Below are 12521 nucleotides of genomic sequence, written 5' to 3'. Positions count from 1 at the left end.
CGTTAGCGTAGTATGGTATAGTTAATTTCCGATTTTGGTCAGAATGGATATAGATTTTGGGATGCCCTCATCTTTATTCATCAAAGAGAACAGCATTTGTGCTGCTTGTCTTCCCATCATCTCAAGATCAATCTCAACAAAATGAACAGGGTACTTCATATATTGGGACATTGGAAAATTGTCGAATGTTGCCAAGGTAAGCTCTGACAAAATAGGATTTCCGTACTCCCAATCTAAAATTTCAAATAGTTGCTCATGCGTACAACAGATTAAAGCATCAGGATAGTGTCTGTTATCATTGTGTTCATCTTCTAGACGATTTCGGTTAAGCGTTTTCAATACATCGGCGTTCTCAATCACTGTGACGTTTAATTTACTTCTCATCATGGTATTTGTATAACCCTTAATACGATCAGCAATAAACTTATCTCGCTTCACAGCCGCCGCTCCTGCATAGATCATAATGTTGCGATGGCCTAATTCAATAAGACGATCACTTAGAATTTGACCTGCCTGGACATTATCGATATCAACCCACTGTACTCCCTCCTTTGGCAGCATATTTTCCCCTGTAACTACAAAGGGCATATTATGTTTAACGAGCAACTCATAGTTTTGCTCATTTAACAACGTATTAGGGATGATCAGACCATCCACACGGTGTTCGACAACTATGCGCTCAAAGGTAGACTGGCGCTTCTTGTTATCATGGTCACTCATCATCAGAAACAAATAATCATGGTTATACACGATTTCTTCAATCCCCTGCAATACCTTGTAAAAGAATGGGTTAGCATAGGCCTGCTTATCCGTATAATCAAAACAGAAACCCACCGTAAATGTCTTGTTAAACGCCAGTCCACGTGCGATTGAATTAGGAACATAATTATGTTTCTTCATGATTTCTTCGACTCTTAGCCGCGTTTTCTCAGAAATGTTACTATTTCCGTTAATCACTCGAGATACCGTTGCCTTATTCACACCTGCCAAATCAGCAATTTGTTGAATTGTCATCCTTGCCATGTCTTAACTCCTTTCAATGCAACCGGTTGCATTTTTATTATATCCAAAGTTATCTTACATTGCAATCATGAAATATGTTAGGGAGTCACTATCAATTGGCCGCATGAAATTATTCTCAATCGCCAATCTATCCTTTATAATTAAAATAGATCTTTAGTACCAATTTATAACATCCCTAGATCAAATCAGATGGAGGTCATCATGTACTGCTATAACTGTGGCACGATCATTAATGAAGAAGATAAATTTTGCGTAAAATGTGGGGCAATCGTAAAACCCCGCCAAGATGTTGAAGCCAATATTCCGGCCTTTCTCCGGCCAACGGAACATAACGGTGAGATTCAACATGAGTCTAATACCCGAGACTTTGCAGAAGAACTGAAACTCTTTGTAGGTTCACGAGCGGAAGTGTATTCTCGTAAATGTAGAGACAACAGCCGCTGGAATTGGGCTGCCTTTCTATTTGGCGGTTACTGGATGCTGTACCGAGGTATGTACCTGTATCTACTCATTTACTTAATATCCGAAGCATTGATCCTTAACATCGTTGGTTCTCTTTTCCCGAGATTTTCTTTCTCGGCTGCAATGGTAATCGTCATGCTTCTTACTAACCTCGTGATAAAGATTGGCCTTACTGTTGTTGCTAACACGATATATCTACATCATGCACGTCGTAAAATTAATGCAATACAAGAGCGCTATCGTAATGATACAGAGACCGCAGATGCGAAGATAGTACTAGCAGGTGAAACAAGCTTGTACATCCCAATCGCACTTGCTGTTCTTCCCATTCTTATTGCATTCGTCTACGGACTCTATAGTTTTCTACATATGTATAATCAAATTAATCAGGACTTTCCACTCAAATAATTCAGTCACCATTTAATACATATACATAAGAAATGTTATGAAATACCTCTACTCAGGCTATCGTATTAATTAGCTTTACCCTAGATCATCATATATAATAATATTATATTTGCATTATTCTATATTTTAAAAGAAAAAAGGAGAAGATGTTCAGAATGGAAAGTGACAGGCTTTTGGTATTAAACTTGGTTTTGATCGTAGTACTTATCGGACTTACGGCGTTTTTCGTAGCAGTGGAGTTTGCGATCGTTCGTGTTCGAAGCAGTAGAGTAGATCAATTAATTGCCGAGGGACGCAAAAATGCGTTGTCCGTCAAGCAAGTAACATCAAACTTAGACGGGTATTTATCAGCTTGCCAATTGGGGATTACCATTACAGCTCTCGCGTTAGGTTGGCTAGGGGAGCCTACGGTGGAAAAAATCATGCACCCAGTATTCGAAAGGATCCATGTACCAGAAGCATTAGTTGGAGTTCTATCTTTTATTATCGCGTTTGTTATTATCACTTACCTTCATGTCGTTGTGGGGGAATTAGCCCCAAAAACAATCGCCATTCGCAAGGCGGAAAATGTAGCTCTGATTACAGCAAAACCGCTCATCCTTTTCACAAAAATCATGCGCCCGTTCATCTGGGCACTAAACGGATCGGCTAATCAACTTGTGCGGCTAATCGGCGTTAAGCCTGCTTCTGAACAAGAAGAAGCCCACTCTGAGGAAGAGCTCCAAATCATTATTAACGAGAGTTTCGAAAGCGGGAATATTAACTTAACTGAATACGGTTATGTTAATCGTATCTTTGCCTTCGACAATATGCTCGCCAAAGAAATTATGGTTCCGCGCACTGACATGGTGTGCTTATATACAGACAAAACAAGAGAAGAGAATCTGGAAATCATCAAAGAACAACAATATACCAGGTTCCCTGTCGTCTCTGGAAGCAAAGACAATGTAATAGGTACAATCAATACAAAGAAATTTTTCCTCGCCTATGAGGATAACCCGGATCTAGAGGTCTCTTCTATCCTACAACCTGTGATGGGCGTCTCCGAGGTTACACCTGTTGACCAATTATTGAAAAGAATGCAGCGTGAAGGTACGCATATCGCCATTCTGATTGACGAATACGGTGGAACAGCTGGACTTGTAACTATTGAGGATATTCTAGAAGAAATCGTTGGGGAAATTCGTGACGAGTTTGACCATGAAGAAGAGCAACCGGTTCAGCAGATCAACGAGCATCATCTAATCGTTGATGGTAAAGTAACGATTAACCAAATCAATGACTTACTACACTGCGATCTAAACTCCGAAGATATCGACACCATTGGCGGCTGGTTATATGGGACACACCCTGAGATGGGCGAAGGTGAAACCCTGCAGCACCAAGAGTTGACCTTTATATTACTAGAGAGAGAACCTCATCGTTTCCGTAAACTTGAAATTATCAAGAATATTTCTGAAGAATCTGTATAAAGCAAAACCTCAATCCATAAACGGATTGAGGTTTTTATGTTCTTAAACGTTATAATTTCAACTTGTCTCTAATAGCTGCTATCTCCGCATCATCTGGTCGCTCTTCTCCGTAACGAACTCTATAATATAAGTTAACTAACGGTTCAGTAGATGGTCGCACCTTTCCTCGCTTAGCCTTCGCTTGAGTGGATGCCTCCCCTGCTTCGCCATGATCCAACCATTTCTTAAATTCTCTTTCCTGTTCCAAGGGAGTCAGGCCGGGCCTCGGTTCATATCCCACTCCTAGTTCCGAGCGTACTAAACGGCGATACAAATAATGGACACGTTCCTTATTGTCGCCCATGTCCTCCCAGCGTTCATTACTTCTTCCTATTCGAGTGAAGGGAATACGTATATCCCTTAACCTTTTAGAAACACTTTCCCAAGAGAAAATATTTTTTTCATCATCATGATACGAAGTGCTGGATTCATCCCGTCCGCGGCGCCTCAGTAAACCTAGCAGAGAATCTATACTCTTTCGCCAGAATCCACCTACATTTTTGTATAACCAGTAAACCAGTAATGCCACTAAACCAGCCACGATCAGCGCACCAATAACGTATGCCATTATATTCAGAATCTCTGATAGTAGCCCTGGAGAACTCACTTCCTGAGGTAGAAATGGCTCCATAACAGGAGGTGCTTCTTCTTCTGGAACCTGCACAGGCTCCACAGGAGATTCTCTTGTTAACCAACCTACAACCGCCTTGACTAATCTCCATAACGTACTGCTGATCCATTTCCCAGCACCCGCCGCAAGCAACGCCGCCACTATAACAATTACAGCCATATAAATACGGTTATGACGACGTAAACCATCTGGGAGATTCGGTGTTGTTTCGTCCGAAAGTGTACTAGAGCGCAAATGCCCTACATTCGTAATAAATAGTGTTAGTACGAGAGTAGCTACTCCCGTCCAAGTTAATAGAGGCCACCAGATCTGTAATACCTCAATACGGGGAAAAAAGATACTGGAGACCAAATATAAAATAATACCCCACCCGTATAGTCTATGATCGTGAAGGCGTGCTGAAGCGGTCATTCCCTGCAAAGCACAAAATGCCCCAGAGAAACAAAACCAAACCAGCATGATCCATGATCCATTTACAACCAAAATGCCAAATAAGAGGCCTAACAAGACAGCGGCGCCTAACCTTTTCCACATCACCTGTAGATATCGTCGCAGCATCACACCTACGAACGAGAACAGTAACAATCCGCTAATCCAAATGATATTTATCGGTCCAGCAGGCAGCAAATAGACGGAAACCATTATCCAAAGCGGCAGACACAAACTAATCTCCATCAAACAAGATAACCAGAGCCTAAATGATCTATTTATATAAACGGAGGTATCACTATTCACGATAAACTCCCTCTCATAGTGGGGTATGTATCTTCCAATTCTACGTCCATCAATAGCTCGATCATAGCATACTCTACACAAATAACGAATAACTGCTGAATAGAATAATTATAGAATAAAGCTGATTCTAGCATTCAGACGGACAACAAAGAGACCGAATAAGGTAACTACCCTAGTCCAGCCCCAATTTATAAATAAAACCGTTACAGCTTGAAATTAACTATATTGTTTCGTTATCGTCACCCTATCTTGTTCCAAGCGGTACTCTCTGTCACAATCCCTACATTTTGCTTGCCCCCCTCGAAAAGCTAAATTAACCCCACACATGCAAATCCAGCCCATCTGTCTAGCTGGAGACCCCGCATAAAGCGAATAAGGAGGAATATCGCGTTTAATTATTGCACCTGGTGCTACGAATGCCCATTCTCCGATCGTCACTCCGCAGATAATCGTTGCATTCGCCCCAATGGTGGCTCCACGTTCGACCACTGTCTTCTTATATTCGATACTCTTGTCGTGCGGAAAGGCTGAACGAGGACTAAGTTCATTAGTGAATACCATACTTGACCCGCAAAAAACGTCATCCTGTAAAATGACTCCTTCATATACGGACACATTATTTTGAATTTTAACACCATTTCCGAGTGTTACATGATTATCGATGTATACGTTTTGTCCCAAACTACATTGGCTTCCAATAATAGCTGATGATGAAACATGTGTAAAATGCCATATTTCCGTACCTTCACCGATCTGAGCTCCCTGATCAACAATGGCGGATGGATGAACATATACATTCATAGTTACACCGTCTCCTCGCATTAGAGTTAGTATTGTTGTTATATTCATGTCTTAGTGATTTTAGTAATCAAACGTAAAAAAGACTCTATCCCGAATAACTTGGCCCGGGTTAAAGTCTTAGCTTCATTCCTCACAGGAATTCCTTACATCACACTTGCCAGCTCGGGAATATCCATCCATTCGATCCCATTTCCTCTGTTTTGCAATTGCTCCACAGTTGCCCGAAGTTTATCGCCTTGATGGCAGGTGATAATCAAATAATCTGTACCTGTAATTCCCGCTTCAATCTCTTGTTCAAGCAAACGAATCATCGAAACAGATCTATCTAGGACGATTCTTGCCATGACTTCTAGCAGCAGATCCAACTGATCAATAACTGCTTGAGGCTCGTTGCGAATAGGGATTTTGGGGCCATCCACAAGCCGCGCATTACATAAAAATCCTGTCTCCATCCCACTACGCAAAGCATACGCAGCAATTGCAGCTGCATAAGTAATTCCTAGCTCAATCCGCTCTGGCTCGGTCACCGCTTTCCACATCGAATCGCTAACCTCTATATTCAAACAGATCATAAGTCGATGGTCGGCACTGTAATCCCTCTTATGTACTTGCATGGTCCCCGTACGAGCCGTTGCTTGCCAATTGATCGACCCTAAGCGATCGCCGGGACGATATTCAGTCACACCGGATGTAAGAAAAGGATCCTCAATAATCCATCTCCGCACAGCAATCTGCCCGATCCAACTATGATTTGGGAGCGGTAACTCATCCAAATGAATGACTTTAGGGTAGACTAACAGTTCTAATGCAAGAGGAAACTTCTTTACATTCCCCCCCATACCGAGAGGATCACCAGTAGTCATGGTTACCGAATCTAAGCGGTATAACCCCCTGCGGCTACATGTAATTTGGTGTCGTCTAGTGATTTGACGATACGGACGGAGATAGAACAAACTAATATGATTCTGTAGGGTCTCCCCCGAATATATATCCAAATTGCCTTGGGCTCCAAATATCAGTCCACTTGCCATACTTGATTCCAAACGCAGCCAAGGTAGCGGTAGCAGTTTCTCATTTGTGATCACTTCGATCATATCGATGCGCTCACCCTCAAACACTGCCTCCTTGGAGAAATAGCGCGAATATTTAACACCCTTCAAAGCCCAGGAGTTATAAACTAGGGATAAAATAAATACAATAAAGCCGACGCTGATTATGAACCAAGTCAATTGCATTCTTTAGTTCACCTGCTTGCCCTTTATCATCGAAAGGGGTTCTGCCGGTACCTCAATCTCACTCAGGACTTGTCGAATTATATCTTTGCCTTGTTTGTCCTCAGTTCGTAGACTATGACGGAGTAGCAAGCGATGGGCAAGCACCGGTTCCGCTAAAGTCTTGATATCATCTGGAATCACATAATCCCGCCCTTGTACCAAAGCATACCCTTGTGATGCACATAGTAATGCTACGGTCGCACGTGGACTTGCCCCGAGCCTAACTTCCGGGTGTTTTCTAGTAGCTTCAACAATCCGTATAATGTAAGCTAGTAATTCTTCTTCGATTTTGATTCCTGCGGTAAACCTCTGTGTTGCTGCAATCTCTTCTCCAGAGGTTACCGAACTCAGACTGGTTAGAGGATTATTCTCGCGGAAACGAAGCAAGATGTTCATTCCTTCTTCAGCAGTGGGATAACCCATAGAAATACGGATCAAGAATCGATCCAATTGCGCTTCCGGCAATGGGAATGTCCCTTGACTATCAATTGGATTCTGCGTAGCCATAACAAAGAATGGAGTTTCCAACATATGTGTAACACCATCGATTGTCACCTGGCGTTCCTCCATGCACTCTAGTAAGCTTGATTGCGTCCGAGGCGTCGCCCGATTAATCTCATCGGCTAACAATACTTGAGTAAAAACGGGGCCAGGACGGAATTGAAACTCCCCCGTCTTCTGGTTGAAATAATGAATACCGCTGAGATCCGATGGAAGTAAATCCGGTGTAAATTGAATCCGCTTGAACTCACCATCGATAGAGCGGGCAAGCGATTTCGCCAGCAGTGTTTTCCCTGTACCAGGAACGTCCTCAAGGAGAACATGTCCATTGCCGAATAAAGCGGCCAATAATAAATCGATAACATCTCGTTTTCCGACGATCACTTTACCAATGTTCTCACGAATACGACCAACCACATCTGCTGCTTCCCTCAATTCCATCCAGGCACCGTCCTCTGTAAAAGTATGCTCTAGCTATATTATTAAAACTCTAATCTATTCATCATAGCAAAAAGATTGGTAGGTTTATAGCAGATCAATTACATCGTTGTGCCTTTGTAAGTCAAAGGCGCCCTTCCATGTGGGAGGGCGCCTTTATTTTATTAGTGTGCCGCGCTAGTTATTTCTGAAACTAAAGTATCTATTTCATTAAGCAGTGACTCTGAACGCTGCAACAATGCCTCTTCATCAACCGCATCTAAGTATATCCCCCGTAGCTCGTCTTTGACTCTCTTTGCCTCAGTCAAAAAAGTAGTCGATTCCTTCATAGAGGATGTGTATCGTGCCTTTACTTCCGCAACTTCTTCCGCATATTTCTCGTCTGTACCTTCCGTTATAGCCAGTTCATACACATCAAGAATGCTATCACCTTCACGAACTGGATAATGCTCGTGCGGAGCCGTACTATCAAAGATCGCTAAGCTTAGCTCAGGGAAGATCAGCATATCCAAGCTATGTGGATCGAATCCACAGTGGTAAATCTCTGTATCGATATCTCTATCTAAAGCAGCATTAGCGATCTTTTTAAATAATGTTGATTTACCCGAACCCGGCCGGCCTTTAACAAAAATACGTGTCTGCAATTTATCTGTCAGATTAGGTACGAAATCGACCGCACCACTCGAAGTTGCTGCACCTAGGAAACGATGAATTTCTTTACCTACCTTCTCTTCCAATTGAGGTATTAGATAGTCATCTCCCCACTCTTCAGCGAGCTGGTTCATAACTTCACGGTCCAGATTATCGATATAGAATTTCTCCCACTCATCGTGAATGCGTAGCGTTCTCAGAAATGTCTCATAAGCTTTGCCATAGAGATTACTAATCTCACTTTCTAACGTCGTGATGGTCTCAGAGTTCTCAGCAATTTTCTCTGTGTCTAATGTTTCACGAATATCGATATAACGGATTTCTGTTCCTTCTGGCTTGAGCTCCTCTGACCATGCATCTCCATCTACCAACCCGAGCTGCGCATCTTCTAGTATGATTCCCTCCAGCAGATTACTTTCTAAGGGCTGATGAATGAGCTCTATATTCCAACCACGCAAAGTCCAGGCCGAAGCGAGCCGACCCAAAACCGTTGCTGTCCCTCCAGGATATCCCTGCACAACATATATCGTGCTCAGCCCCTGATATACAGACTCCACCAAGCTGTGCAACCCTTCCGCTGTATTTCCACGTGCAAAATAATGTTTGACCTGTTCCGCCATTTCCGTCAAACTCCCTTCTTTGTTCCGAAAATAATGATTACCTTACACCCTATGCAAGAGTTTGCCACTGTGTGTTAGCCTATACGGGAGAGAAGAAAGTATACGGAATCGACAATTTTTTTATTTCAAATGCGGGGGATGGCTTACACCTTAGGTTATACCCGAAGCCACCGATGTAACTCAACAACCGAAGACATCGCATATTCTATTTGAATAGGAGCTCCGTTCTGAAGCACAACTAAACAAGGCACACTGGATATTTTCCATGCATCTCGTAAGAATGGGGTGTAATTGATATTCATCTTGGATACCGTAATGACAGTTCCCGTCTCCAATACGATATTCAGCATCTTTTCCGTAAGCTTGCAGGTACCACAAAAGGGTGTATAGAAGAACAAGGCTTCTTTGCAACCATTTGGTGTCTGCTGCACTGGACGACTCCGCCATTCGTGTTCTGTCATCTCGGGAATTATGATCTCATTCACCCTCTTTCTTCTATTGGCCCCCACTATTCCGATAACTTTTTGGCGATACCCCTGTGATTTTCTTAAATACCCGGGAGAAATAGAATGTATCTTTGTAACCGAGCAACTCCCCGATTTCCTTTACGGTCATTTCCGTATTGAGCAGGATGTTTCTCGCTTCCGCAGCCTTGAGCCGATGTAGAAATTCATTTAATGGATACCCACTATAGTCATGAATAATTCTTCGAAGTGTTGACAATGAAATATGGTGCCTACTTGCCATCTCTTCAGGTTCAAACGGTACATAGAGTGACTGTGAGATATCCTCGATCACTTTGAGTACGAACGTTCTTGGGCCACCTTCATCCTTACCGTCGGAGCCAGCAGCCAGTTCATATAAGAACGACTCGAGCATCATGGATGCGCGATCCAAATTACTAGGCATCCCGCTATCAATCAGCATGAACATCATTTCCATCTTATGTAGAAGAGCATCATCAATTGTCGCTTTATGAATCAATGAGGGAGAACCAAGCCAATTGTCCACCCATTCAACTACTCTATCTCCTTCAACAGTGAAATAATATTCATCCCAGTATCCATCGTCATTCGGACCATAGTTAAACACTGCGCCAGGGAACAGGCAAAACCAGTTACCAGCCTCGACCTTTTGCAGTGGCCCACCATCCACCTGATAATATCCCCCACCATCCGTAATGACTACAAAAGCCCAATTCATAAAATTAGCGTCTTTACGCTGCATGGTTCTTCCAGGCAAATGTCCGCCATTAATCACGGTAAGTGACTTCACCTTAAGTTTACTTGAATCCACTATAGAGTTAAAAATGCGGATCGGACGCGAACTAATCATATAGTCCATATACTTTGTCATCCTACACATTCTCCCTTTATCATAACTGTGATAAATTGTTGTTACTTGAACAAATAAAACATATCTGTGCTAAATGACTTGTTCTATTGTAGCAAATTGGCATAGATAACGAAAGGATGTAAACGCAATCATGAGCCAACTAAAAATAGGTCTTATCGGTAACGGTTCCATTTCTGAATCACACTTATTAGCGTATCAATCCAATCCAAAGGCACAAATAATCGCGATTTGCGATTTGAACGAAAGTAGAGCACAAGCAGGTGCTAAAAAATTCAATGCCCCGCATGTATATACCGATTATCGCGATCTTTTGGCTAATCCAGAGATTGACGCAATCAGTATCTGCACTTGGAACAATTCACATGCTGAAATCAGTATCGCTGCCCTTGAGGCCGGTAAGCATGTACTGTGTGAGAAGCCACTTTGCAAAACCGTCGATGAAGCACTACAAGTTGAAGCAGCGGTTCGTCGCACCGGGAAGTTACTCCAAGTGGGTTACGTACGTCGCCATGCATCTAACATTTCCGTATTGAAAAAATTTATAGACAACGGCGATCTGGGTGAAATTTATTTCGCTAAAGCCAGCCTTACTCGCAGACTCGGAAACCCAGGAGGTTGGTTCGCTGATAAGGAACGCTCTGGAGGTGGACCACTGATTGATATCGGTGTACACGTTATCGACCTATGTTGGTATCTGATGGGTAAACCAAAAGTGAAATCTGTCAGCGGTAACACTTACAACAAACTTGGTAATCGTTCAAATGTTGAGAACTACGATTTCTACAAAGCATCCGATTTCGATGCATCGCTCAATACAGTCGAAGATATGGCAAATGCCATGATTCGCTTTGAGAATGGCGCTTCCCTGATGATTGATGTCAGCTTCACGCTCCATGCCAAACAGGATTCAGCCTCTATCAATGTATACGGTGATAAAGGTGGAGCAGAAATCGAACCTACACTTTCGATTGCTACTGAAAAGCATAATACGATCATTAATATTGAGCCGCAAATTACAACTCCAGGTTTTGATTTTCAAGGAGCTTTCCAAAATGAAATCAATCATTACATCGACAGCTGCCTAGGTATCATTGAAACTAACAGCCCTGTAGAAGACGGTGTTGAGATAATCAAAATACTGAATGCTATCTATGAATCAGCCGCTACAGGCCGTGAAATTCATTTCTAAAAAATATATATTTTTAAATTAAAGGAGGCCGCATAAGTGAAACTGCAAAATAAAATCGGTGTCATTGTCGATAGCTTTGGTGTAGGCGTTATGGAAGGTCTAAAGAAAGCGAAAGAAGTAGGCGCTGAAGGTGTGCAAATTTACGCCGTATCTGGCGAGATGGACCCAGCGGTGTTGACGAGAGACAAACGTAAAGAGCTCCGGAGCTATATTGATGGTCTAGGACTAGAAATATCAGCACTATGTGGCGATTTAGCTGGCCATGGCTTCCAAGATAGTGCGGTGAACCCTGATAAAATTGAGAAATCCAAACGAATTCTTGATTTAGCACTTGATCTAGGTACTTCCATCGTGACTACTCATATTGGTATTGTTCCCGAAGATCCAAACAGCCAAATTTACGACTCTATGCAACGGGCAGTTGAAGAACTAGGCGTATATGCGAACAGTATGAATGCTTATTTCGCCATTGAGACCGGTCCAGAACCTGCCTCACATCTAAAAGCATTCCTCGACACCATGACGACAAAAGGTGTATCCGTTAACTTTGACCCCGCTAACATGGTTATGGTGACTGGCGATGACCCTGTTCAGGGCGTTAAGACACTGCGGGACTATATTGTCCACACGCATGTTAAAGATGGTAAACGTATGCGTCTTGTAGATCCAAGAGATGTGTATGGTTATCTTGGTTATGGCGGAATGTCTCATGAGAAAATTGCTGAAATGGCCGCATCGGGTTCGGCATTTGAAGAAGTTCCATTAGGTGAAGGTACAGTGGACTTCCCAGCTTACTTCGCTGCCCTTCAGGAAATCGGATATAACGGTTACCTGACGATTGAACGCGAAGTCGGCTCTTCCCCAGAAGAAGACATCCGTAAAGCCGTGCAATTCATCCAAGCTTACCGTAAATAAGGAGAG

12 protein-coding genes are annotated in these 12521 nt (G+C 42.7%); 4 read left to right on the top strand and 8 right to left on the bottom strand.

Features of this window, described 5'->3' with window-relative positions:
* Positions 1 to 21: 21 nt before the first annotated feature.
* Complete coding sequence (locus tag NST85_RS02750) at positions 22 to 1023, bottom strand: LacI family DNA-binding transcriptional regulator (RefSeq protein WP_341188481.1); 1002 nt, start codon at positions 1021 to 1023, stop codon at positions 22 to 24.
* Between the two features lie 201 nt (positions 1024 to 1224).
* Between NST85_RS02750 and NST85_RS02745 the strand changes: the two genes are divergently transcribed.
* A complete protein-coding gene (locus NST85_RS02745; RefSeq protein WP_341188480.1) occupies positions 1225 to 1893 on the top strand; it encodes a DUF2628 domain-containing protein in 669 nt (222 codons plus the stop codon).
* Between the two features lie 155 nt (positions 1894 to 2048).
* Positions 2049 to 3365 carry a hemolysin family protein gene (locus NST85_RS02740; RefSeq protein ID WP_127193032.1) on the top strand — a complete coding sequence of 439 codons (1317 nt, stop codon included), beginning with the start codon at positions 2049 to 2051 and terminating at the stop codon, positions 3363 to 3365.
* 49 nt (positions 3366 to 3414) lie between these two features.
* On the opposite strand, the gene NST85_RS02735 is transcribed toward NST85_RS02740, so the two are convergent.
* The 7 genes from NST85_RS02735 to NST85_RS02705 all read right to left on the bottom strand — a co-directional run bounded on the left by NST85_RS02735 (position 3415) and on the right by NST85_RS02705 (position 10411).
* On the bottom strand, positions 3415 to 4770 hold the full coding sequence (locus NST85_RS02735) for a DUF4129 domain-containing protein (RefSeq protein WP_341188479.1): 1356 nt from the start codon (positions 4768 to 4770) through the stop codon (positions 3415 to 3417).
* Positions 4771 to 4986: 216 nt separating this feature from the next.
* The gene (locus tag NST85_RS02730; protein WP_341188478.1) at positions 4987 to 5571 is read right to left on the bottom strand and encodes an acyltransferase; all 585 of its coding nucleotides are present in this window, start codon (positions 5569 to 5571) and stop codon (positions 4987 to 4989) included.
* Between the two features lie 143 nt (positions 5572 to 5714).
* A complete protein-coding gene (locus tag NST85_RS02725) occupies positions 5715 to 6806 on the bottom strand; it encodes a DUF58 domain-containing protein (protein ID WP_341188477.1) in 1092 nt (363 codons plus the stop codon).
* A 3-nt stretch (positions 6807 to 6809) separates the two neighbouring features.
* Complete coding sequence (locus NST85_RS02720; RefSeq protein WP_341188476.1) at positions 6810 to 7787, bottom strand: AAA family ATPase; 978 nt, start codon at positions 7785 to 7787, stop codon at positions 6810 to 6812.
* A gap of 161 nt (positions 7788 to 7948) precedes the next feature.
* Entirely contained in the window at positions 7949 to 9055 is a 1107-nt protein-coding gene (locus NST85_RS02715; protein WP_341188475.1) for a hypothetical protein, read from the bottom strand.
* 155 nt (positions 9056 to 9210) lie between these two features.
* Positions 9211 to 9540, bottom strand: a complete 330-nt coding sequence (locus tag NST85_RS02710) for a thioredoxin family protein (protein WP_341188474.1) — start codon at positions 9538 to 9540, stop codon at positions 9211 to 9213.
* A gap of 10 nt (positions 9541 to 9550) precedes the next feature.
* Complete coding sequence (locus tag NST85_RS02705; protein WP_127193038.1) at positions 9551 to 10411, bottom strand: AraC family transcriptional regulator; 861 nt, start codon at positions 10409 to 10411, stop codon at positions 9551 to 9553.
* 130 nt (positions 10412 to 10541) lie between these two features.
* Between NST85_RS02705 and NST85_RS02700 the strand changes: the two genes are divergently transcribed.
* Positions 10542 to 11600 carry a Gfo/Idh/MocA family protein gene (locus tag NST85_RS02700; RefSeq protein WP_341188473.1) on the top strand — a complete coding sequence of 353 codons (1059 nt, stop codon included), beginning with the start codon at positions 10542 to 10544 and terminating at the stop codon, positions 11598 to 11600.
* 36 nt (positions 11601 to 11636) lie between these two features.
* Entirely contained in the window at positions 11637 to 12515 is an 879-nt protein-coding gene (locus NST85_RS02695; RefSeq protein WP_211350140.1) for a sugar phosphate isomerase/epimerase family protein, read from the top strand.
* The last annotated feature ends 6 nt before the right edge of the window (positions 12516 to 12521 follow it).

The sequence above is a fragment of the Paenibacillus sp. FSL K6-2524 genome, from assembly GCF_038005525.1.
Classification (GTDB): Bacteria; Bacillota; Bacilli; order Paenibacillales; family Paenibacillaceae; genus Fontibacillus; species Fontibacillus anaericanus.
This window is presented reverse-complemented; position numbering and strand designations above follow the sequence as displayed.

What these genes read in the sequence shown, in the direction of transcription:
- NST85_RS02730 (WP_341188478.1), bottom strand. Translation starts at nt 5,571, where the DNA reads ATGAATGTATATGTTCATCCATCCGCCATTGTTGATCAGGGAGCTCAG.
- NST85_RS02705 (WP_127193038.1), bottom strand. Translation starts at nt 10,411, where the DNA reads ATGACAAAGTATATGGACTATATGATTAGTTCGCGTCCGATCCGCATT.
- NST85_RS02715 (WP_341188475.1), bottom strand. Translation starts at nt 9,055, where the DNA reads ATGGCGGAACAGGTCAAACATTATTTTGCACGTGGAAATACAGCGGAA.
- NST85_RS02745 (WP_341188480.1), top strand. Translation starts at nt 1,225, where the DNA reads ATGTACTGCTATAACTGTGGCACGATCATTAATGAAGAAGATAAATTT.
- NST85_RS02740 (WP_127193032.1), top strand. Translation starts at nt 2,049, where the DNA reads ATGGAAAGTGACAGGCTTTTGGTATTAAACTTGGTTTTGATCGTAGTA.
- NST85_RS02725 (WP_341188477.1), bottom strand. Translation starts at nt 6,806, where the DNA reads ATGCAATTGACTTGGTTCATAATCAGCGTCGGCTTTATTGTATTTATT.
- NST85_RS02700 (WP_341188473.1), top strand. Translation starts at nt 10,542, where the DNA reads ATGAGCCAACTAAAAATAGGTCTTATCGGTAACGGTTCCATTTCTGAA.
- NST85_RS02750 (WP_341188481.1), bottom strand. Translation starts at nt 1,023, where the DNA reads ATGGCAAGGATGACAATTCAACAAATTGCTGATTTGGCAGGTGTGAAT.
- NST85_RS02720 (WP_341188476.1), bottom strand. Translation starts at nt 7,787, where the DNA reads ATGGAATTGAGGGAAGCAGCAGATGTGGTTGGTCGTATTCGTGAGAAC.